This is a genomic window from Argonema galeatum A003/A1 (assembly GCF_023333595.1).
Lineage (GTDB): Bacteria > Cyanobacteriota > Cyanobacteriia > Cyanobacteriales > Aerosakkonemataceae > Argonema > Argonema galeatum.
On sequence record NZ_JAIQZM010000003.1, the window covers coordinates 256,128 to 276,348 of the forward strand.

Annotated in this window: 23 protein-coding genes, 1 tRNA gene and 1 pseudogene; 10 read left to right on the forward strand and 15 right to left on the reverse strand. The window is 44.8% G+C overall.

Going from position 1 to position 20,221, the window contains the following annotated elements:
• Positions 1-79: 79 nt before the first annotated feature.
• Positions 80-1,768, reverse strand: coding sequence for a chaperonin GroEL (gene groL / locus LAY41_RS05920; RefSeq protein ID WP_249095203.1), 1,689 nt, complete (start codon positions 1,766-1,768; stop codon positions 80-82).
• 186 nt (positions 1,769-1,954) lie between these two features.
• Complete coding sequence (gene fabG / locus LAY41_RS05925) at positions 1,955-2,719, reverse strand: 3-oxoacyl-[acyl-carrier-protein] reductase (RefSeq protein ID WP_249095205.1); 765 nt, start codon at positions 2,717-2,719, stop codon at positions 1,955-1,957.
• 128 nt (positions 2,720-2,847) lie between these two features.
• Here fabG and trxA point away from each other — a divergent pair, with 128 nt between their 5' ends.
• From trxA to LAY41_RS05945, 4 genes are all read left to right on the forward strand, one after another.
• Positions 2,848-3,165 carry a thioredoxin gene (gene trxA, locus LAY41_RS05930; RefSeq protein ID WP_249095207.1) on the forward strand — a complete coding sequence of 106 codons (318 nt, stop codon included), beginning with the start codon at positions 2,848-2,850 and terminating at the stop codon, positions 3,163-3,165.
• A 153-nt stretch (positions 3,166-3,318) separates the two neighbouring features.
• On the forward strand, positions 3,319-3,786 hold the full coding sequence (locus LAY41_RS05935; RefSeq protein WP_249095208.1) for a hypothetical protein: 468 nt from the start codon (positions 3,319-3,321) through the stop codon (positions 3,784-3,786).
• A 90-nt stretch (positions 3,787-3,876) separates the two neighbouring features.
• Positions 3,877-4,194, forward strand: a complete 318-nt coding sequence (locus LAY41_RS05940; protein WP_249066211.1) for a hypothetical protein — start codon at positions 3,877-3,879, stop codon at positions 4,192-4,194.
• Positions 4,191-4,559 (forward strand): aspartyl protease, encoded by a 369-nt coding sequence (locus LAY41_RS05945; RefSeq protein WP_249095211.1) that lies wholly within the window; start codon positions 4,191-4,193, stop codon positions 4,557-4,559. Before LAY41_RS05940 ends, LAY41_RS05945 begins: the two co-directional genes overlap by 4 nt.
• Positions 4,560-4,740: 181 nt before the next feature.
• Here LAY41_RS05945 and LAY41_RS05950 read toward each other — a convergent pair.
• From LAY41_RS05950 to LAY41_RS05965, 4 genes and pseudogenes are all read right to left on the reverse strand, one after another.
• Positions 4,741-5,106: pseudogene (locus LAY41_RS05950) on the reverse strand (DUF29 domain-containing protein); the annotation flags it as partial.
• Positions 5,107-5,135: 29 nt separating this feature from the next.
• Positions 5,136-6,404 carry an IS701 family transposase gene (locus LAY41_RS05955; RefSeq protein WP_249095212.1) on the reverse strand — a complete coding sequence of 423 codons (1,269 nt, stop codon included), beginning with the start codon at positions 6,402-6,404 and terminating at the stop codon, positions 5,136-5,138.
• A 24-nt stretch (positions 6,405-6,428) separates the two neighbouring features.
• Positions 6,429-6,566: a DUF29 domain-containing protein gene (locus tag LAY41_RS05960; RefSeq protein ID WP_249095215.1), complete on the reverse strand. Its 138-nt coding sequence runs from the start codon at positions 6,564-6,566 to the stop codon at positions 6,429-6,431.
• A gap of 12 nt (positions 6,567-6,578) precedes the next feature.
• Positions 6,579-7,040 carry a DUF29 domain-containing protein gene (locus tag LAY41_RS05965; protein WP_249095218.1) on the reverse strand — a complete coding sequence of 154 codons (462 nt, stop codon included), beginning with the start codon at positions 7,038-7,040 and terminating at the stop codon, positions 6,579-6,581.
• A 278-nt stretch (positions 7,041-7,318) separates the two neighbouring features.
• Between LAY41_RS05965 and LAY41_RS05970 the strand changes: the two genes are divergently transcribed.
• The 3 genes from LAY41_RS05970 to LAY41_RS05980 are packed head-to-tail and all read left to right on the forward strand — an operon-like array spanning position 7,319 to position 8,493.
• A complete protein-coding gene (locus LAY41_RS05970) occupies positions 7,319-7,708 on the forward strand; it encodes a helix-turn-helix domain-containing protein (protein WP_249095221.1) in 390 nt (129 codons plus the stop codon).
• On the forward strand, positions 7,627-8,187 hold the full coding sequence (locus LAY41_RS05975; protein WP_249095296.1) for an IS630 family transposase: 561 nt from the start codon (positions 7,627-7,629) through the stop codon (positions 8,185-8,187). Before LAY41_RS05970 ends, LAY41_RS05975 begins: the two co-directional genes overlap by 82 nt.
• Before the next feature lie 51 nt (positions 8,188-8,238).
• Positions 8,239-8,493 (forward strand): hypothetical protein, encoded by a 255-nt coding sequence (locus LAY41_RS05980; RefSeq protein ID WP_249095224.1) that lies wholly within the window; start codon positions 8,239-8,241, stop codon positions 8,491-8,493.
• Positions 8,494-8,770: 277 nt separating this feature from the next.
• Here LAY41_RS05980 and LAY41_RS05985 read toward each other — a convergent pair.
• Together LAY41_RS05985 and LAY41_RS05990 are read right to left on the reverse strand one after the other, a co-directional pair.
• A tRNA-Ser gene (locus LAY41_RS05985) sits at positions 8,771-8,857 on the reverse strand.
• Positions 8,858-8,927: 70 nt separating this feature from the next.
• The gene (locus tag LAY41_RS05990) at positions 8,928-9,890 is read right to left on the reverse strand and encodes a TIGR04168 family protein (protein ID WP_249095227.1); all 963 of its coding nucleotides are present in this window, start codon (positions 9,888-9,890) and stop codon (positions 8,928-8,930) included.
• 267 nt (positions 9,891-10,157) lie between these two features.
• On the opposite strand from LAY41_RS05990, the gene nadA reads away from it, so the two are divergent.
• Positions 10,158-11,123 (forward strand): quinolinate synthase NadA, encoded by a 966-nt coding sequence (gene nadA, locus LAY41_RS05995; RefSeq protein WP_420840302.1) that lies wholly within the window; start codon positions 10,158-10,160, stop codon positions 11,121-11,123.
• A gap of 196 nt (positions 11,124-11,319) precedes the next feature.
• On the forward strand, positions 11,320-11,952 hold the full coding sequence (locus LAY41_RS06000; RefSeq protein ID WP_249095229.1) for a TIGR04282 family arsenosugar biosynthesis glycosyltransferase: 633 nt from the start codon (positions 11,320-11,322) through the stop codon (positions 11,950-11,952).
• 2 nt (positions 11,953-11,954) lie between these two features.
• Here LAY41_RS06000 and LAY41_RS32555 read toward each other — a convergent pair whose 3' ends face one another.
• Together LAY41_RS32555 and LAY41_RS06005 are read right to left on the reverse strand one after the other, a co-directional pair.
• Complete coding sequence (locus tag LAY41_RS32555) at positions 11,955-12,212, reverse strand: DUF4058 family protein (RefSeq protein ID WP_338022938.1); 258 nt, start codon at positions 12,210-12,212, stop codon at positions 11,955-11,957.
• The gene (locus tag LAY41_RS06005; RefSeq protein ID WP_338022939.1) at positions 12,202-12,744 is read right to left on the reverse strand and encodes a DUF4058 family protein; all 543 of its coding nucleotides are present in this window, start codon (positions 12,742-12,744) and stop codon (positions 12,202-12,204) included. The genes LAY41_RS32555 and LAY41_RS06005 overlap by 11 nt, the downstream gene beginning before the upstream one ends.
• 82 nt (positions 12,745-12,826) lie before the next feature.
• On the opposite strand from LAY41_RS06005, the gene LAY41_RS06010 reads away from it, so the two are divergent.
• Entirely contained in the window at positions 12,827-13,600 is a 774-nt protein-coding gene (locus LAY41_RS06010; RefSeq protein WP_249095232.1) for a TIGR04283 family arsenosugar biosynthesis glycosyltransferase, read from the forward strand.
• A gap of 44 nt (positions 13,601-13,644) precedes the next feature.
• Here the strand turns inward: LAY41_RS06010 and LAY41_RS06015 are convergent, their stop codons facing one another.
• The 5 genes from LAY41_RS06015 to LAY41_RS06035 all read right to left on the reverse strand — a co-directional run bounded on the left by LAY41_RS06015 (position 13,645) and on the right by LAY41_RS06035 (position 20,152).
• Positions 13,645-14,376: a Uma2 family endonuclease gene (locus LAY41_RS06015; protein WP_249095239.1), complete on the reverse strand. Its 732-nt coding sequence runs from the start codon at positions 14,374-14,376 to the stop codon at positions 13,645-13,647.
• A gap of 20 nt (positions 14,377-14,396) precedes the next feature.
• The gene (locus LAY41_RS06020) at positions 14,397-16,184 is read right to left on the reverse strand and encodes a M61 family metallopeptidase (protein ID WP_249095242.1); all 1,788 of its coding nucleotides are present in this window, start codon (positions 16,182-16,184) and stop codon (positions 14,397-14,399) included.
• Positions 16,185-16,218: 34 nt separating this feature from the next.
• Positions 16,219-16,902, reverse strand: a complete 684-nt coding sequence (locus LAY41_RS06025) for a Crp/Fnr family transcriptional regulator (RefSeq protein ID WP_249095244.1) — start codon at positions 16,900-16,902, stop codon at positions 16,219-16,221.
• A gap of 268 nt (positions 16,903-17,170) precedes the next feature.
• Positions 17,171-18,415, reverse strand: coding sequence for an ATPase, T2SS/T4P/T4SS family (locus LAY41_RS06030; RefSeq protein WP_249095246.1), 1,245 nt, complete (start codon positions 18,413-18,415; stop codon positions 17,171-17,173).
• A gap of 606 nt (positions 18,416-19,021) precedes the next feature.
• Complete coding sequence (locus tag LAY41_RS06035; protein ID WP_249095248.1) at positions 19,022-20,152, reverse strand: HetZ-related protein 2; 1,131 nt, start codon at positions 20,150-20,152, stop codon at positions 19,022-19,024.
• Positions 20,153-20,221 lie beyond the last annotated feature (69 nt).

Sequence of the window (20,221 nt, forward strand, 5' to 3'; positions counted from 1 at the left end):
ATCTGGTAAACAAGCTGCTGTAATAAATCATTGGTCATTAGTATTGTCAAAATTTTACTAATGACTAATGGCGAATGGATTACATCATACCCATGCCGCCCATGCCGCCCATGCCGCCCATGCCGCCCATACCGCCCATGCCGCCCATGCCGCCCATACCGCCCATATCAGGGGCACCGCCAGCGGGTTTCTTCTCAGGCTTTTCGACAACCAAAGCTTCGGTAGTTAACACCATACTGGCAATGGAAGCGGCGTTTTGCAGGGCCGATCGCACGACTTTTGCTGGGTCAATAATTCCAGCCGCAATCATGTCTTCAAATTTATCGATGAGGGCGTTATAACCGATGTTGAATTCGGTGTTTCGCACGTTCTCGACAATCACAGAACCTTCGACGCCTGCGTTATCGGCAATTTGGCGCAATGGTGCTTCCAGTGCCTTGCGGATAATCTCAGCACCGATCTTTTCTTCGGCATCCAAGCTGTTTTTAATCTCGTCGATCTTTTTGGTCAAATGAATTAGCGTAGTGCCGCCACCGGGTACGATGCCTTCTTCCACAGCCGCTTTAGTGGCGTTGAGGGCGTCTTCGATCCGCAGCTTACGGTTTTTCAGTTCGGTTTCGGTGGCTGCACCAACTTTAATCACCGCAATTCCACCCGCAAGTTTGGCAATCCGTTCTTGCAGTTTTTCTTTGTCGTAATCTGAGTCGGTTTCTGCCAGTTGGTTGCGAATTTGGCCGATTCGCTTTTGCACGTCTGCGGTGGTTTCGCCACCAGCGACGATGATGGTGGTTTCTTTATCGATCGTGATTTTGCGGGCAACTCCCAGCATATCGAGGGTGACGCCATCCAAGCTGAGTCCGACTTCTTCGGAAATCATTTGACCTCCGGTGAGGACGGCGATATCTTGGAGCATAGCTTTGCGGCGATCGCCAAATCCAGGTGCTTTGATCGCGACGGCATTCAACACACCTCTGGCTTTGTTCACCACCAAGGTTGCTAAGGCTTCTCCATCAACATCTTCGGCTATCACCAGTAAGGGTTTACCCAAACGGGCAACTTTCTCCAAGACGGGAATCAAATCTTGGATGACACTAATCTTCTTGTCGGTGAGGAGGATGCGAACATCTTCATATTCCACCGTCATCCGTTCGTTGTTGGTGACGAAGTAGGCGGAAATATAGCCGCGATCGAGCTGCATTCCCTCGACTACTTCCAGTTCGGTTGTCAGGGACTTAGATTCTTCAACGGTAATAACGCCGTCTTTGGTAACTTTCTCCATCGCTTCGGCGATCATCGCCCCGACTTCCTCGTCGTTACCGGCAGAGACGGTGGCTACTTGCGCGATCGCTGCACCTTCTACTGGCTTAGCGACTGCTTCGATTTCCTTCACCAAGGCGACAACAGTTTTTTCGATGCCATGTCGCAAGGCAACTGGATTTGCACCAGCTGCTACGTTCTTCAAGCCTTCGCGAATCATCGCTTGGGCTAGGACTGTGGCGGTTGTGGTGCCATCACCGGCGACATCTTTGGTTTTGGAGGCGACTTCCCGAATTAGCTGGGCACCCGTGTTTTCTAAGGGGTCTTCTAATTCAATTTCTTTGGCGATCGTAATCCCGTCGTTGACAATTTCCGGTGCGCCAAATTTCCTTTCCAGTACCACATTGCGACCTTTTGGCCCCAAGGTAATCCGAACGGCGTCGGCCAGGGCGTTGACGCCCCGTTCTAACGCCCGCCGAGACTCTTCATTAAATGCAACGATTTTTGCCATATTCTGTTTCCACTCGCTTCCATTAGCCAATTTAGCACTCTAGGCGTGCGAGTGCTAATCAAGATTGGGGATGCAAAGAAGATTTACCCATTTCTGTATTTGGTACGTAGTTGCGCTTTAGTGCTAAAGCGCAACTACGTACCAATAATGATTTATTTGCGCCCGACCTACTTAATGACCGATTAGCTAGGCCATAACCATGCCACCATCGACGTTAAACACTTGTCCGGTGATGTATGCGGCAGCTGGGTCAGCGGCGAGAAAGCGAACCATCCCGGCGACTTCTTCTGGTTGACCGTAGCGACCTAGAGGAATGTATTTCAAGATTTCCTCTGATTTGAGATTGCCGGTCATATCTGTGACAATAAATCCAGGGGCAACAGAATTTACTGTGATGCCGCGAGAAGCAAGTTCCTTGGCGACGGTTTTGGTAAAGCCGATGACGCCAGCTTTGGCGGCGCTGTAGTTAGCTTGACCGGGGTTGCCCATTTGACCCGCAACTGAGGAAATGTTGATAATTCGACCGCTGCGTTGTTTGAGCATTATTTTACTGGCGGCGCGGGTACAGAGAAAGACGCCTGTGAGGTTGAGATCGATTACGGCTTGCCAATCTTCTGGTTTCATCCGCAGTAGCAATGTGTCGCGGGTAATACCAGCGTTGTTGACGAGAATATCGACGCGACCCCATTTGTCCATTGCGGCGTTGATGAGGGTGTCTACTCGATCGGCTTTGGAAACGTCGGCTTGGAGTGCGATCGCATTACCTCCTCCCGCTGTGATTTCCGCTACCACCTCTTCAGCAGCGGTACTGGAACTGGCATAGTTTACAACAAGATTCGCTCCCTCAGCGGCCAAGGCGACGGCGACGGCGCGACCGATTCCCCGCGAAGCACCTGTAACAATAGCAACTTGTCCCCGCAACCGCCGATCATTTTCTGGCAATGCTTCCATGTACGTCAGTGAGATGGTTCAATAACTGCGCTAACTATCTTAGGTTGATTCGTACCTAAGACTTACAAAATTTATCAAACCAGAATCTAGGATTAAGTTGGTGTTAAGCAAACAATTAATTTTTTCTTATGGCTACTAAACAACAGTTCAACAGCTTTGATGAGTTGTTATCTGGCTCAGACGTGCCAGTGTTGGTAGATTTTTACGCTACCTGGTGCGGCCCCTGCCAGATGATGGCTCCCATTCTAGAGCAGGTGAATGCCCAAATGCAAGGCCGCTTAAAGGTTGTAAAAATTGACACTGATAAATATTCTCAGTTAGCTTCTCAGTATAGCATTCACGCTCTGCCGACGCTGGTACTCTTTAAGAATGGTGTGCAGGTCGATCGAATTGAGGGTGTGCAGTCAGCGCCACAGTTGATTCAGCACTTACAGCCTTTTATTTAAGTAAATCTGAAATGAAATAACCCACCTGATTGAATAAGTCAAGTGGGTTATTTCATTAATTTATTTTTACCTACGTCGTCTTGAGGAAGCAAAATAAAGTTTTGATAAATAATAAATGCTATATTTGGTTGTAATAAACAATTCTATGCAGTCATGGTTGTTAACTTTGGGAGAAAGTTGAAGGGGAGGGAAGAAAGGGCGATCGCATATCTGACTATGGCTATAATAGAAATATCTCTTTTAGTGAGTCTATCGTTATCTTCAGCCAATACTAGAGATAATCAAAAATTAGATATTTCAGAAATAGGAGAATTAAAAATGACCGACACAAAACCTACTCGCACCGTCCGCCGAGGCAGAATATTCCCAGAAATCCAGTGGTCAGAAGAAAAAAAGGCGCAGTGGAAAGCAGAAATGGCAGCAACTCGTCACCGTTGCCAAGTTATTTTTGAAAAAGTCAAGCCAGGGGTAATCAAAACTCACTATAACTATTTTATGGCGATCGATCCAGATAGCGAAGACTATTTTATTGACAAAAATGAAGAAGTAGCTACACAGATGGCTCGCAAAAAAAACAGAATGCTATTCCATATATTTTGGTTATTAATGAAACCGGAGTAGCTGGCAGAATATGAGCCAAGGCAATCACTATCTTCAGCCAATAGCAGAGTTAATTGAAAATTATATATTTCAGAAATAGGAGAATCAAAAATGACTGAAACAAAACCTACTCGCATCGTCCGCCGAGGCAGAATATTCCCAGAAATCCAGTGGTCAGAAGAAAAAAAGGCGCAGTGGAAAGCCGAACAAGAGGCATTTCATAAGCGCTGCCAAGTGATTTTCGATCGAGTTCAACCCGAACTGATTAAAACTCATTACAACTGGTATATAGCGGTTGAACCTGATAGTGGAGATTATTTTATTAATAAAAATGAATTAACAGCTATAAATATGTCGCGACATAAGCATCCTAATGCTCCTGTTTATATCTTCCGAATCAATGAAACGGGAGTAGCTGGCACAATATGATTGAAGGCAAATTTGGGGATGATGAGGAGTTATTTTTTGAAATAGAGTTGATTGCTGCTGATGGATTGGAATTACCAGTTGATGCCATGTTAGATACAGGATTTTCAGACTGGTTAGCAATCGATAAGCAGGATTTAGAGGGGCTTGATTGGCCCTATGTAGGAGAGCGAAATATGCGAATAGCAAAGGGAGAGGCAAATTTTGATATTTATGTAGGAAAAGTACGAATAGATGGAGAAGAATTCGATATTCCCGTTCATGTTGGGGATGGAGTTCCAGAAGTTTTAATTGGTCGTCAGTGGTTGAAAAGTCGGCGGTTAGTGGTGGATATGCAGTCAGGAGTGTTGAATTTGGGAGGAAGTTGAGAGGGAGGGAAGGAAGGGCGATCGCATATAATAGAAAACTCACAGCTTCTCTTAAAGCCTCCAATCCTATACGAACCGCTTCGAGATCTCCTTCTTCCAACTCTTTTTGAATTGCCATAATAGTGCCATAGTGCGACGCCGTTGTTTTTTCCAACCAAGAATTCATAAATTACCCAAACTTCTACAACGGTAAAAAATCTTCATCTAGAAATTCTTCAATGGTGAAAGGTGACTCGCTAGGTAAACTATCTGGGGCTAATTCCATCTCCAACTCGACTAATTCTTTGGCATCTTGGTATATTTGAGTAAAACATTCTAACAATAACGTTTTTAAACTAGGGCTGTCTGCTAAAATTTCCTTTATGCGAGTGCGATGTTCTCCAATCGCGACGCGCCATAGTTCCCTCTGCTGTAGTTCGCAATATTTGTATTTAAGCAAATACCGTATAACTGCCAAAAAACTCTCATCCAGTTCCCGTTTTTCCCATCTTCCCAAACTCTCAACTTCATCTACTAAGTTTTCAATATCTAACTCCGAAAAGTTGCCCTCGCGTACTAACGGGGCTTAAACAAAATTTAAGCCCAAATAAAGCCCAAACTGGCTTTATAAGCGGCAAATACGTCCATGTTTTCTTGCAGCCAGCGCACAAATCTATAAGATATAGCTGTTTTAAAAGCTGATAAGGCATCATTAAATGTCTCTAATGGTTGGTTTGCCCATCGTCGTCTCAGCCCCCCAGTTAATTGATGCCAAACAATAAAACTGTAGGCACAAAATACTAATATCCAATGCCGATAAAGGCTTCTATCTCCTCTTACTTGATACTCTTTTAATCCTAACCAACCCTTCGCTTCCCGATAGAATACCTCTACCCAATTACGTTGGGAGTAAGTGGTTACTATCCATTCACTTGTGGCTTTTTCGGTGGTAACATTAGTGAGCAAATAATCAACTTCTGTCGCGAATGCAAAAGTCGGAGCATTCATCACGATAGCTACTTTTTTTGACCCGGACATTGTTGATAATTCTACTTCTAGGGTTGCTACCCACACGGTTCTTAGCTTTTCTACTTTTAGTTCAATCGCGGTGAAAGCCTCTTGCTCTAAGCTTTCTGCTAGTTCATCTAGTCTAATTTTTTTTGCTTCTTGGGAATTAGTTCCAGGAACTAATACTTTTCTATTTTTGGCTAATCCTCCTATATATCTTAATTCTTTGGCCTCTAGCTGTTTCAAAAAATTACTATTATTACCATAGCCAGCATCAATTAATACTATTCCAGGTCGCTCTCCTCTAGCTAAGCATTTGTCAACTAACTTTAAGGCTAGCTCTGGTTTTTTAATGAATTCTGGAGATTGTTTTCCTTGGGGTAATGAACTAGCGTGTTGGTATAACGATACGTCTAATGGTAAACTTTTTACTCCATCATATAAATGGGTTGTTACTAAGACTACTCCGTTCTCCGTTTTGCCGATTTCTCCAATATATTGTCTGCCTACTCCTGCGGTTGATTTTCCACTTTTTCTATGACCTGAGTCATCGATGATTAAGGTAAACCCCCTTCTAATTTTGGTCTGACTGCATTGCTGCATTACTTGCAACCTTCGCTCATTGAGACGTTCGGCATCCCAAGTCGCGGCGGTCAAAAAATGATGTAATCGGTGATAAGTGACTCCTACGGCATCTTTTGACATCTGGGTGAGGTTTTTTCGCTCACTTTCTCCCAATAATCCTCCTAAATAGTGCCTAAACCCGGTTTTTTGGGCAATGTGGGTGAACACATCGTCGAAACGATGACACCATTTGTCGAAGCATGGGGGCATGGCGGTGGGGGTTGTTTCCTTCATTGCCTGTTCCTCGATGTGAAAACGCTAGCTACTAACCATTTTACCATGCTTAGCACTGATTTTTTGTTTAAGTCCCGCTAACCTTGCAGTTTCTTCAATCCACAGGTAAAAGTCGCGATCGTATAATTCATAAATGTTACTATTGCTATAAGTTAATGTCATTATCAACCTTCCTTACAACTCAGGTAAAAAATCTTCATCAAGACATTGTTCAGGCGTGAAAGACGACTCGCTGGGAAATGTATCGATCGGCCAATTGGTTTCTTTGGCAGCTTGTTTGCGGGCTTTTTGATAGCAGCTGTCAAAAACTTCTAGAAAATAGGGCTTTAAGCTGGGACTATCCTCAAAGGAATCTTCTATGCGGATGCGATGTTCCTCGATTGTGTTTAGCCAACTTTGAGAACGTTTTGTCGGCTGGTATTTGTACTTGAGTAAGTGCATCAAGAGAATTCGGAGATTGCTTTTCAGCGCATCTTTATATCTTTTGCTCATGTCTTCCACTTCTTCGATGAGGTTTTCCATATCCAGTTCGGAAAATTTGCCTTCTCTGAGAAGCTTTGCTGTTTTTTGGGCCCACAAGCAGAAGTCGCGATCGTACAATTTGGAAGTTTGAGTTTCTGACTGAGATACTGTCATGTTACGATCCCTGGTACAGATGTTCTTTCAATTATGCCAAAATATCTATAACTTATGCTCCAAACCAGGTTTCTATAACGTAAATGGGTGGTTATAGCCATTTTGGATCTGGGATAAACCCGGTTTCTTGGCTAAAACTTGCCGAGGGAGAAGATTTTCCGTCGGCTGTCAACAGTCATGCTAAGACAAATTAATTAAAATTGAAATATAGCGCTTCGCGCTGGTATAGTTACAAGTTGGGATAGAGTAAAATGAGAAAAAGCTGTCAGAAATGAATTATGGCGAACACCTATAGTCAGGATTTACGAATCCGCGCTCTTGACCTAATCTTGAGTGGAGTATCAATTAGTCAAGTGAGTTATCTGCTCCTGATTAGCCGGACAACACTTTATCGGTGGCGACAGCAGTTTGAAACCACAGGCTCAATCGCTCCTCAACCCCGTATTCCACCACCTCAACCAGCTAAAATTAGAGATTGGCAGAAGTTCAAAGAATTTGTAGATAGTCACGGTGAGCTAACCCAAAAAGAACTGGCTCAACTCTGGGGAGATGTTAGTCATGATACAATTAGTCGAGGATTAAAGAAATTAGGTTACACTCGAAAAAAAAAACTTATGCCTATCAAGAGCGCTGTGAAGAAGCTCGGTCTGAATTCCTTCAAAAAATAGCGTATTATCGCCCAGAGCAGTTGATTTATATGGATGAAAGCGGAATTAATAATAATGAACCTGCGGTTTATGGTTGGTGTGAAAAGGGGAAAAGATATGACGATACTCGACCAGGTAAACGTCGTGAAAGACTAAGTATTATTGGTGCTTTGTGCGAAAATAAGTTTTTAGCTCCGATAGTATATCAGGGATATTGTAACGCCAAACTTGTTGAAACTTGGCTAGAGAAAGTATTATTGCCTCAAGTAGAGATAGGACAGGTTATCGTTATGGATAATGCTCCTTTTCATAACTCTAGAAGAATCAGAGAACTCGTGGAAAAAGCTGGATGTGAACTACTGTTCTTACCCAGCTACTCTCCTGACTTAAACCCCATTGAACATTGGTGGCATAAAGTGAAGACAGCTATCAGAAAAGAACTGCGGTCTTATAATTTTGATGTTCACAAAGCCGCTGATGCTGCCTTTCAGTATTTGTAAATAAACCAGCGCGAAGCGCTATATTTTCGGTTAGGACTTGGTGGAGAAACTATGACCAAAATAAAGGATAACTATCAAGTCACCCTCACCCAAGATGGATGGACGGGAATTGCTTGCATCGCCGAAAAGTTGAATCTGTCGGTGTCTGAACTTTTAGAACGAGTTGGTAGCGGAGAACTGACAATTGTTGACCCTGAAGATTTAGAAGATTATCTGGATTTGCAAGATGCACTGGAAGCAGAAGCAGATCCAGAAAACCAACAGCGAATTCCTTGGGAACAAGTTAAACAAGAACTTGGGTTGTAATATCATGTCCGGTTAATCACTTATGATATCTGTAGTAGGGCTCTTGGAACGAAACCCAACCCGAACTTAAAGCTAAAGTTGGGTTTCACTCTGTTCAACCCAACCTACGCCAATAAAATTTATTACAAGTATTCAACCGGACATGATATAATTTATCTGCTAGAAACAAAGATCCTAGAGATTTTAATTATTAAAGTGGGACACCGAAAAAACATTGACAAGGATTGAAGATGGGCGATCGCATCTTCGACAAAATAGCGATCGCTCTTTCATTCAACGGAGAAGGTGGGATTTGAACCCACGGAACCCTTGCGGGTTCATCTGATTTCAAGTCAGACGCATTCGACCACTCTGCCACCTCTCCAGGTGCATCCTTTCTATTTTACCAGCAGTTATCGCAACTGGCTACAAGAAACCGGGTTTCTTGAGGTAGGTTAGCCAAAAACTTGATTCGCAGCAGTCAGAAACCCGGTTTCTCCCAACGCCTTCTCATCTCGCTGATAAAAAATTTCCTCAGACTCAACAGTATACTCTTTGCCAACCCAAACCAGCGATATCTCAGAGACGACACCAGCTTGTAAGGATACCAGGAAGAAATTCCGCAGCCGATCGCTTCCATTCTGCACAATCCGAGGCACACTTGCCGCATTTAAATAAACTGTCCCATCGGGACTCTTCGCAACGCAAGTGCGTAACTCATCATCGGTGTAGCGTAAATGGTGGTGCATATGCCCAAATGTTACCAGGGGAATGGATTTACCCAGATGTTTGGTTTGCGCTAGAGCATCTGCAAAATCCGGATCGCCGAAATCTTCTCCCACGGGTTCCCAATCTTTACCGCAGGGATCGTCCGGGCGATCGCCTAACCCGAAAGGCCCATTGTGACCGAGGAAAATAATTGTATCAGATGCTGCACTATTTGCCGCCTCCACAATCCGGCTGCTAGACTCTTCAAAACTGGTCACACCATACCGTTTTTCATAGAAATCGATATTTTTCCAAACTTCTCCACCCCAACTGAAGGGACGACTCCCCACAACCGTTAAGTTCAATTCTGGGAAGTCCAGCTTTCCGTAACCCACATGAGTTTCGCCCAAAGCATCTAGCTGATCCTGCACCCAGTCTTCCTTCTTGCGGTTGTAGGGACACCGCTTGCGTCCCCACTCCGAGGCGCTGTACCACGCATCGTGGTTGCCCAAAATGACCGCTTTGGGGATGTCTAGAGATGCGATCGCTCTTACCACCCGCACCGACTCATTCCCAAAATCCCCCACAAACAGCACCAAATCCACACCCAAGTGGCGTAAAGCTTCCCCATCCTCAGCTTCCCACTGGTCGTGGACATCCCCGACAACTGCTATTTTAATCCCTTGATTTTGATTTCCCTGACCAGCCATGCCTACTTCCCCTATCATCCTTTTCCAGGATAGGCAAGCAAAGCCTGTTTTTGCAGCCAACTCAAGATCTCGCCCCCCTAACCCCCCAACCTTGGGGGGCTGTAACTCTCTCCCCCAAGGTTGGGGGTTGGGGGTCGGGGGGCTATAACATTGGATATTTGCGTAATTTCTACGATACTACTTGCCAACACTTTTAGTAAAACCAACTATAATTAATCAATAATCAAGGCTATGCCTTCCTACACCTGGTAGATGCTTACTGTGTTGATTACTACACTTCCTCTCAAAGATTACACCCAAGCCCCAGCAACTCCCCCTGATTTGTTTGAGGCGATTCAAGCTCTCAAAACCAAGCTAAACGCCGTTATTCTCGCTCACTATTACCAAGACCCTGATATTCAGGATGTAGCAGATTATATTGGTGATTCCCTAGAGCTATCCCGGCGAGCCGCCAGCACCAATGCGGATGTCATCGTCTTCGCAGGCGTTCACTTTATGGCGGAAACTGCCAAAATTCTCAACCCAGATAAATTGGTACTTTTACCAGATTTAAACGCCGGTTGCTCTTTGGCAGATACTTGTCCCCCCGACGCCTTTGCCGCCTTTAAAGCCGCGCACCCAGGACATTTGGTGATTTCCTATATCAATTGCTCTGCCGCCATTAAGGCAATGAGCGATATTATCTGCACCAGTTCCAACGCTGTCAAGATAGTTAGCCAAATTCCAGCAAATCAGCCAATTATATTTGCTCCCGATCGCAATCTCGGTCGCTACGTCATGGAGCAAACTGGGCGAGACATGGTACTATGGCAAGGAGCTTGTATTGTACATGAAAACTTCTCCGAAAAGAAGATAGTCCAGTTAAAAATTGCCCACCCAGAAGCCGAAATCATCGCTCATCCCGAATGCGAACCGCCAGTATTGCGTCACGCCAACTACATCGGTTCTACCAGTGCTTTGCTGAAGTATTCTCAAGCTAGTTCCAGTGAAGCTTTTATTGTTGCTACCGAACCTGGTATTATTCACCAAATGCAGAAGCAGCAACCTCAAAAACGCTTCATTCCCGCACCACCAATCAACAATTGCGCCTGCAATGAGTGTCCTTTCATGCGATTAAATACTCTGGAAAAGCTTTATTGGGCGATGAAAAATCGCTCACCGGAAATAACTTTACCAGAAGAAACGCGATTAGCTGCATTGCGACCAATGCAACGGATGTTGGAAATGAGCTGATCGATAATTTAAGATTGCAAATTGCAGATTTCAAATTTAACAGGACTTACGAATTTGCCCCCAAACCCCCCAAACCTGGGGGGAGATAAAGTCCTGTTCCCCCCAGATTTGGGGGGCTAGGGGGGCAAAACCTTGGTTAGTGCGTAAGTTCTGATATTTTTAGATTAAATTTGAAATCTAAAATCTGAAATTAGTAATGACCAATTGCCTAGTCATTTTTACTCGCTATCCAGAAGCAGGAAAAGTCAAGACGCGACTCATCCCAGTTCTGGGTGCTGAAGGTGCAGCGGTTCTTCATCGCCAAATGACAGAAAGTGCGATCGCACAAGTCAAAAAACTTCAATTCTCCCTTCCCCTATCTCTGGAAGTGCATTTTACGGGTGGCGATCGACAATTGATGCAACAATGGTTGGGAGATGATATTTTTTATCGACAACAGAGTGAAGGCGATATTGGAATGCGAATGGCGTCTGCATTTCAAATAGCATTTACCAATAATACGGATAATGTTATTATCGTTGGTTCTGATTGTCCGACCCTGAAATCCCAAATTATCGCAGAAGCATTTCAGGCACTTTCCCAGCACGATTTAGTCCTTGGTCCCGCCACCGATGGCGGTTATTACTTAATTGGTTTATGCCGCTTTATCCCCGACCTATTCACGGGAATTAGCTGGAGTACATCTGAAGTTTTCCAACAAACCCTAGAAATTGCTGAGAAACTTAATTTAAAAGTTGCTTACCTGACCGAACTTTCTGATGTCGATCGGCCCGAAGATCTTTCCTTTGTATATACACATGACCAGAAAAATTTATCTGCAAAGATCTGAGTTTAACGCAGTCCCGTTTCTCGCAGAAGTGCATCTGCCCAAATTTTATCCTCCGATTTGAGAGGCGGTACGGATTCGAGACGGTAGTTTATTGCCATATCAAATCTTGCCTGATTGTCTACCTGAATTAACAAACTCTGTAAATCTACCAATGGTTCAGGATCTCCCGATCGCAAAGGTAGCAGAAACTGAGGAATTTCTTGCCGAACGCTAAAAGCATACAACTGCGCTTGCGGACGGCGATCTCCTCTAGCAATCAAAATGCGATAGTCCGATGGCGGGATTTGGCCGATAATTCATTCGCATGGGTTTACCGCCTCTGAGTAAGTCAATTTCTACCAAATTTGTAGGACTGCTTAATACTTTCCGACGCTTTTTTTCATAAGCATCTCGTCCCATACCAGCGCGTTTGTTAGTGGGAGAAATAACTTCGATCGCTGTGACCACATATCCTGTTTCCTCCTCTCTAATTTCTAAATAACCTTCCCTCATTTCTTCCGGTACTGGTAACCTTACCGTGACAGCTTCAGTTTGTGCGGGTAAAGTCATCGTCGATCGAGTCTGACTTGAGGTTGAACTTTGAGAGTATACAGACACATCAGGAATTGCTACAGTGACGGACTCTTCTTCCTCCTCACTCAGATAAATGCGTTTTTCAATCGCCACTCTGTATTGAAGACTGAGATTCGATTCTATGGCTATGGCAATTGCTGTAATCAGGCGGTGATGTACTTCCGACCACCGGAGGGGATTCTCTAAATAAGGGTTCATTCCTGGAAACGGAGAAGGCATTGCAGCACCTCACAAGCGGAGAATTTCAATCAACAATATAATTATTACAATATAACTCAACTAATATTTCTTTGGCTATCCCATGCAAAATCCCAAAATTTCCATCATTATTCCCGTTTTAAATGAGGCAAACAATATTACTAAAACTGTATTATTAGTTAAGGATGCTGTTAATGTGGAAGTTATTGTTGTCGATGGTGGAAGTCAAGATGAAACAGTCGCCATAGTGAACTCGTTAGGCATCAAACTTTTATCTTCTCCTCCACAACGCGCTAAGCAAATGAACGCAGGTGCAGCACTTGCTAGCGGCGATATCCTTCTTTTTCTCCACGCCGATACCCTTTTACCCGCAAATTTCGACACTATGGTTCGTCAGACTTTAGCAGGAGAGAAATGCAAGGAAAATTCTCCAATTCAAAATCCAATCTTTAGCCCCCCCTTAAAAAGGGGGGGTTGGGGGGGATCTCAACCCCCCATTGCTGGTGCCTTTGAATTGGGAATTAATTCCAAAATCAGAGGAATACGGTTAGTAGAAAAGATGGTCAATTTGCGATCGCGCTTTTTTTCTCTACCCTACGGCGACCAAGCCATCTTTCTAAAGGCAGATGTATTTCGCGATATTGGTGGTTTTCCCGAACTTCCAATTATGGAAGATTTTGTCTTTATCCGTCGTTTAAGAGAATTAGGAAAAATTGAAATTGTCCCAGTACCAGTGCTAACATCAGGACGGCGTTGGCAGAAATTAGGAGTCCTTAAAACTACTTTAATCAACCAAATTATGATTATTGGTTATTTTCTCGGTATTTCCCCAAAAAAACTCGCTCGTTTTTATCGCCGAAAGTTCACAAAATTTTAGGTTGAGTTAAGCGATAACAAAACCCAACCTATAAAAGTTCAAATTTACTCAACGAATTTTCTCACCTCTTCCACAGATAAACTCAAAGCTTCTGCTATCTGTTCTACACTTAATCCTAATCTCAATAACCGAGGAATGGCATCTCGTCGCGCTTTTTCGGCTTGCTGTCGCGCCAATTCAGTTTCTTTATGACTCAACAATTTCTTCCCAGTTTGAGGATCGTAAAATCTTAATTCCCCTCCTATTAATCGCAAATCCAAACCCAATACTTCACTATAAATTGATAAAATACCATCCGCTAAAACATTACCTGCAATAGGTTGATAATGACCATCAATAAGTCGAGAACCCTTAAGTTGCAAAGTCAGGTAATCTCCCGTCGGGTCATACTGAAAATACTCTGGTATTCCCAGTTGAGCATACTTACGCGGTTTTTCTTCTTCATCATTTTCCTGAGTAGTCAAAGAAGTAATTTCCAAAACAAAGCTAGGAACTTTATTTTCTTCCTGCCACAGTTTATAGCTCAAACGCTTTTTCTTCCTGACTCCAAAAACCACAAAAACATCGGGAGCAAGCACCGCACTTGGCACACCTTTTTTATAGTAAAAAAACAGATTGCCGGATACGTAGACATCCTCTCTATTTTGAAAATAAATATCTAGCGCTTCCACACAATAAATTAAATAATCGCGTGCTGGATCGCTCTCTGCCATTGTTGTACCATCAGAGTCGGGATAGATGATTTCAGTTTTGAGTTGATTTGGTGCAATCGTCATAAAGTCAAAACCTCAAACTCTTACAAAATACCAGACATCGACACTCCCAACCACCCGGCAAAGTTTTGTTTTTGCGTTGAGGAAGAGTTCTCCACAGCGACAATCTTGTAAGAGTTGGGGCGCGGTGCTGCTAGGGTAACTGGCAAAGTCCGCAACTCGTCTTGATGAAAAACTGTCACCTGGATGGTGTCGCCCGGTTTATAATCTTTGAGGCGATCGCTCAAATGTTCTGCCGTCACCCGCAACCCATCGATCGCCAGCAACTCATCACCAGCATCCACACCCCCTACTTGAGCTGGAGAACAAATTTCTACAAAATTGATTACTTCTTTACCATTTTGTGCTTTTCCTGTCAAGCCCATATAAGGTGGCTGTTCTTCATCCGAATCCGATCGCACTTGCAACCCAAAAGGTTCCAGGTACTCATCAAAAGGCAACTCATCCGTTCCATCAATATATCGCGCAAAAAAGTCCCTCAAATCCATACCAGCTACAGATTCGATCGCTTCCTGCAACTGGGAAGGCGTAAAGCCGATTTCCTCTTTACCGAACTCTGACCACATTTGCCGCATCACATCATCGAGCGATCGCTTATTTTCATATCTTCCTCGAATCAACAAATCCAGCAACAACGAAACCAATTCCCCCTTTAAGTAATAAGAAATTTGGGAATTATTGCTATTTGCATCTTGTCGATAAAGCTTAATCCACGCATCAAAACTCGACTCACTCACCGGCTGCACTTTTCGTCCCGGTATTGTCAGGAATCGGCTAATTTCCTTACCCAAATTATGCAAAAATGACTTAGCATCGTAGATCCCCGATCGCAGCGGAATCAACAAATCGTAATAACTTGTCGTCCCCTCACTAAACCACAGTGAAGGAGTGTAATTCTCCCCATCGTAATCAAACTTTTCTAGCCCTTTAGGACGGAGGCGCTTAACATTCCACAAATGGAAAAATTCATGCGCCACCAATTGCATAAAGCGATCGTACTTATCCTTAGCCCGAAAACCAAAACGCGAATAATTTAAAGTGCAGGAATTTTTGTGTTCCAAACCACCAGCACCCGTAGAAGCCAAATGCAGCAGAAACACATACCTTTCATAGGGTAGCCCCCCAAACATTTCAGCTTCAACCTGGATAATTTTTTGGATATCGGGAATAATCCGATCCGCTTCGGCATTTCCCTGTCCCCAAATTGCTAACTCATGAGACTTGCCCAGCACCTCAAACTCATATAAATTGTGACAGCCAACTTCAAACGGACTATCCACCAGCGTATCAAAATCCACCGCCTCGAAAACATTAACTTGCCCTGCAACCGGCGGCAAAGGCGTTGTCACCCTCCATTCTGCTAAAGGCGGGATAATTTCGATCGCGATCGGTTGCTGCTCAAATCCCGGTAAATAAAAACACAGCGCCGCCGGATTGAAATAACCGTGAGAATCATCTAAATGATTTGTACGCACCGTCAGCTCGTTGGCAAACACGCGGTACTTCACTGTTATTTCAGACACCCCATCAGTTTCAATTTGCCAGTGATTTTTCCCTAACTTACACCAAGGCAAAATATTGCCCCCGCTATAAGCGGAAAAATCCTGCAAATGCTTAGCATACTCCCGCACCAAGTAAGAACCTGGAGTCCAAACCGGCAGCTTTAAATCAAGCACTGAAACTGACCAACCTACAACCTGCAAAGTCACCTCAAACAGGTGAGAACTAGGCAGCGGCATCGCAACCTGGTAGTGAATTGCCGGTGCGGTGCTGGTAAAGCGGCTGAATCGGACTTGAGTGGCTTCCGTCATTAATCCAAAATCCCAAATCTAAAATCTAAAATTGCTAGACTCGTCCTGCCAGGTGCGTCAACTGCTTAAGGTTGATCAGATGGATAACTTGACGCCCAGCATCAATCTTGATCCAGCCCTTACTATCTAGTTTTTCCATAATTTTAGTCGTTTCCTCCACACCGATATCCGTCACATCAGCCAAATCTTTCAAAGGGATGTTATAGATTTCCGTTCCCTTCTCGGTTGCCTGACCGTAATTTTCTCCCATAGCCACCAAAGTGTTAGCTAACTTGACAGCCGGTGGCTGATGGCGCAATTGAAAGCGGTGGTTCATTTGGCGCAGTCGCCGTACCATCACTTGCAGCATCCGGTGGTGCAGCTGGGGGTCTTTGAACAGAGTTTGAATAAATCGTTGAGCATGGACGCTAAGCAAGCGCACCGAGCAGAGGGCAACCACATCGGTTGAGCGGGGGGATTCATCTAGAATCGCCATTTCTCCAAAAAAATCACCCTGTCCCAGAATTGCCAGCGTCACACCGTCATCGCCAACGATGCGTCGGACTTTGACCCAGCCAGATACCAGGAAGTAAACCGCGTTACCCCAAGCATCTTCCATGAGAACCGCTCGGCCTGCTGGGTATTCGTGTTCGTCAGAAACCGACAGAAGCCATTCTAAGGTTTCTGGGTTGACAGTGTTGAAAAGGGGGAAAAGTTCACTAAAATCTTCAGTTTGCATGAAAGATCTTAAAAAGAGTAGACCAACCTTGGCAGAATTGATATTCTCCTCCTTGCTTTAGCAAGGATCTGCCATACTGGCAGCAAAGGTTAGCTGGTATTTTCCTAGTCTAGCGATAACTGGTTTAGAACCAATCCAACAAACAGTTTTTGGTATCCGCTCTAGTATTGTACCTTTTTAGGGCAGTCAGCCTTTACTTCCTTGCAAACCTTTCTATTTTCGCTGCCATGACCAGCCTGCTGAGCAACAAAGCAATCGGTTCTCTACCTCAACTGGTAACGTTATCGTCAGAGTTCATCTCCACTTGCAGCAATTTCAGCGTTTCCAGCTGTTGGTTCAGGCTCTTGAGCAATTGGTCTAGAGCAGGCAAAGCATTTAACTGTCCTGCTGTTAGAGTCGGATCGATGCGAGTGCGCTTTTGAATTTCATTTATCTTGGTCTGGAGCTGCTGGGCCATAGTCAAGGCATCTCGACTCAAATTTTCCAGCTGCTGCTGTTGATAGAACTTCAAAGCTGCTCCCCGCAATACTTGCAGCGTTGCTTCTTCTCCGTGAGTACCGGGCATCACCCGCAAGCGCAACAGCAAACGGTTTTGTTGATAAATTCTCTCGATCTCTACTTGTTTCGGGTGTTCTACCGAAATCAAAGACAGGTGGGTCAAGCGCTTCAGCTCGTTGATCACTCCCTGAAACACAGCGGTATCCAATCCTTCCAACACGGACTGCAAGACACCATTCTGACTCCAGAGAATGCGACCGCTATTTGGATGTCGCTCGAAAAAAAGCCGACCGATTCCTCCGGCGAGGACTCTTGCTAGCAACTCCTGTAGCAAGTTTTTAGGTGGTAGGGTCGCCAGAACTTCCACTGGGCTTGATATGTGATGTGCCTGTACTTCTAAAACAGGCAAGCCCACGCCGGAGGATGGCGTTGGCGGCTGGGGCGATTTTGTCTTTAGCTTTTGCTTTTCAGGTGTATCCTTTGGGGGCTGGGGCGAAGGGGTATATGAATGGCTTGAAGTGGTGGGTGGCGCTGTCACCTGTGACGAACTTGGCTCTAACTCCTGTTCTTTTAAATTTTCTGGACTATCTACAATCAGCGTGGGTTGAGCGTTTTGGTCAAACTCCTGTTCAGATGGAGTGTTCTGCTGTTTGGCAGTTGCTTGCTTTAGCTGCCCGATATGGTTTAAGTAGGCCGACAGCACTGCTTGGTGCTTTGCTGCTGAAATTGGCTGCGGCACCAGGGAGCAATTCATGTAGGCCAAGATGCGGCGCACGTAATCCAACGCGGCAGAGTCATCGGGATTCACCATGCCCAAATTAAGGTGGGTTCCCTCTAGGGAAATGGGCAGAACTTGATGATACAGGCAAGCTTCAAAGGGAAGGATACCATCAATTAACCGGAACGTTACGTCGTAATTCGCCTGTTCCATCCCTTTGTCAGGTTGAGGTGAGAAAAATGCTTGCCGATCGCTGCTCTGCTTGAGCTTTACTAGGTTACTTGCCAAGGGTGCCATAGGTGTTTATTAAAGCTTACTACCATCTCACACACTCCTTTTCCGGAGCGAAAGTTTTCAGTTTTGGGTTTGAATTTTTAGAGGTAGGTTTAACTACTTTATCTATTTTTAGACGAGTCTACTTTGTTAAACTCGCCTGTACAGATTCTCTTCTATTCAAAACTGGAAACCCATAACTTAACACTCTCCCCAGGAGTGAACTTGGAGGCTGCGACACAATGCTGGCGGCCAATTCTGCTACCCCAACTTTCGCAGCCAGCCTACAAATGTGTCAGTTTCACTTTTGTACCCAGAAGGTTTGACCCAACCAAGGATTTGTGGTTAGAACACCCTACCCTTCTCTCATTTAATGCTTTTTTTGATACTAAAGTGTCATTCTTTAGTCAAGACTGTTTACCTCTAAAGAAAGATTTTCTGACTTTAGGGTTATAGGTCTAAATTCAATTGGATATCAGCCAGCAATAGCACCCTTACAGTTAAAGAGAATATTATAACTCTTTTTGATTCCTCTGTACAGCCTTGATGGCAACTCTGATGCACCCTACTCTATGTGCCAGTTGCGTAAGTCCTATTTAATAAAAAGGTTTGAGTTTTTTTATACGCTCTTTAAGAAGGGCTGCGCTTTTCTTGCGCTGCTAGGTAAAGCTTGCTCCATTCGCCCATGACCTGATTGGTTTTCAGGTTCAAATCTTGGGCGATCGCTTCTAGGGTTTTGCCAGTTGCCAGTTTGTCCAGGAGTAGGCGTTGCTCAGGCGTGAGGCTTGAACAGTATTCCTGCCATTGGCTCGGTGTCAAACCCAGGTGGTGTTCCTGTAAGGAAGTTTCTAGCCAATTGGCTACTAATTCAGGTTGGATTTTGAGGGCAAAGACTCTCACGGCGTGGTAGCTAATTTTTTCCCGCAGCCGATAAATTTCCTTGATCGGCTTGTCCAAGGTACGGGCGATCTCTTCCTGGGAGCGACCCTGGAGATAAAGCTCCAGCCAATCTTGAGCGACTGGGCCGACGGTTTGAACCAGGTAAGACTCAAATTCCTGTTTTACAGATGTCCGCGCTGCCATTCTTTCTTCCCAAGCTTGGGTTTCTTGATACTGAGCCATTGCTTGGGCGTCTAGCAGACTGACTGGGTTGTCTGCATCTTCCGGCATCACTTCTTCGGAAACTAGCCGCACTAGGTCGCCTGTTGGCACGTGGGTGATACCTCCCCGTCCCGATCGACGCAGGTAGTTGACAAAACGGTAAAGCAGCAGCGGTTGGTTGCGGATGGGCCGCAGGCAGTATTCTTCGGCGGAAGCAAGCAGTAGGGCGTTTCGCAGTCGGGAATCCGAGCTGCACTTGGTAATCCAGGCGATTTGCTGCTGCAAATAGCGATCGCTGTGTAACAATTCTTGAATTACTTCTTGTAAGACATCGACCACAGCCCGGTGGCGATCGCGGCTGAGGGAGACCCAAGTCTTTATTTTATTTCGCAGCATTACCAGAGAACCCAGCCGAGTAATCAAATTACGATAAGCTCGCTCTGGCCCGACTCCCAGATACCGATGCAGTAAAATGCGGTAGCGATAGTCCATTGCTTGCTCGGCAATTGCTAACTGGCTGGCGGTTAGCTCCTCAAACCGCGCTAAATCTTTTCCCAATAGCCAGCTAATAATACTCTCGTATGTTGCCCGATCGTAGTTCGGACAGTCTACCTGGAGCCGAGCGAGCCAATTCTGGGCTAATTTTTCAGCTATTTGCATGGAGTCTAGCTCCTCACGTCCTTAATTAAAGAGTTTCCCTCACAACCTTGCCGATGTATTCACCCACCT

Excerpts from the sequence above, each read along its gene's own strand:
- LAY41_RS06015 (WP_249095239.1), bottom strand. The coding sequence starts at position 14,376 with ATGACGATTGCACCAAATCAACTCAAAACTGAAATCATCTATCCCGAC.
- LAY41_RS05945 (WP_249095211.1), top strand. The coding sequence starts at position 4,191 with ATGATTGAAGGCAAATTTGGGGATGATGAGGAGTTATTTTTTGAAATA.
- LAY41_RS05990 (WP_249095227.1), bottom strand. The coding sequence starts at position 9,890 with ATGGCTGGTCAGGGAAATCAAAATCAAGGGATTAAAATAGCAGTTGTC.
- LAY41_RS05960 (WP_249095215.1), bottom strand. The coding sequence starts at position 6,566 with ATGACATTAACTTATAGCAATAGTAACATTTATGAATTATACGATCGC.
- LAY41_RS05980 (WP_249095224.1), top strand. The coding sequence starts at position 8,239 with ATGACCAAAATAAAGGATAACTATCAAGTCACCCTCACCCAAGATGGA.
- LAY41_RS06030 (WP_249095246.1), bottom strand. The coding sequence starts at position 18,415 with ATGGCACCCTTGGCAAGTAACCTAGTAAAGCTCAAGCAGAGCAGCGAT.
- fabG (WP_249095205.1), bottom strand. The coding sequence starts at position 2,719 with ATGGAAGCATTGCCAGAAAATGATCGGCGGTTGCGGGGACAAGTTGCT.
- LAY41_RS05965 (WP_249095218.1), bottom strand. The coding sequence starts at position 7,040 with ATGACAGTATCTCAGTCAGAAACTCAAACTTCCAAATTGTACGATCGC.
- LAY41_RS05940 (WP_249066211.1), top strand. The coding sequence starts at position 3,877 with ATGACTGAAACAAAACCTACTCGCATCGTCCGCCGAGGCAGAATATTC.
- LAY41_RS05935 (WP_249095208.1), top strand. The coding sequence starts at position 3,319 with ATGGTTGTTAACTTTGGGAGAAAGTTGAAGGGGAGGGAAGAAAGGGCG.
- groL (WP_249095203.1), bottom strand. The coding sequence starts at position 1,768 with ATGGCAAAAATCGTTGCATTTAATGAAGAGTCTCGGCGGGCGTTAGAA.
- LAY41_RS06035 (WP_249095248.1), bottom strand. The coding sequence starts at position 20,152 with ATGCAAATAGCTGAAAAATTAGCCCAGAATTGGCTCGCTCGGCTCCAG.
- LAY41_RS05955 (WP_249095212.1), bottom strand. The coding sequence starts at position 6,404 with ATGAAGGAAACAACCCCCACCGCCATGCCCCCATGCTTCGACAAATGG.
- LAY41_RS06025 (WP_249095244.1), bottom strand. The coding sequence starts at position 16,902 with ATGCAAACTGAAGATTTTAGTGAACTTTTCCCCCTTTTCAACACTGTC.
- LAY41_RS06010 (WP_249095232.1), top strand. The coding sequence starts at position 12,827 with ATGCAAAATCCCAAAATTTCCATCATTATTCCCGTTTTAAATGAGGCA.
- LAY41_RS06005 (WP_338022939.1), bottom strand. The coding sequence starts at position 12,744 with ATGCCTTCTCCGTTTCCAGGAATGAACCCTTATTTAGAGAATCCCCTC.
- trxA (WP_249095207.1), top strand. The coding sequence starts at position 2,848 with ATGGCTACTAAACAACAGTTCAACAGCTTTGATGAGTTGTTATCTGGC.
- LAY41_RS06020 (WP_249095242.1), bottom strand. The coding sequence starts at position 16,184 with ATGACGGAAGCCACTCAAGTCCGATTCAGCCGCTTTACCAGCACCGCA.
- LAY41_RS05970 (WP_249095221.1), top strand. The coding sequence starts at position 7,319 with ATGGCGAACACCTATAGTCAGGATTTACGAATCCGCGCTCTTGACCTA.
- LAY41_RS06000 (WP_249095229.1), top strand. The coding sequence starts at position 11,320 with ATGACCAATTGCCTAGTCATTTTTACTCGCTATCCAGAAGCAGGAAAA.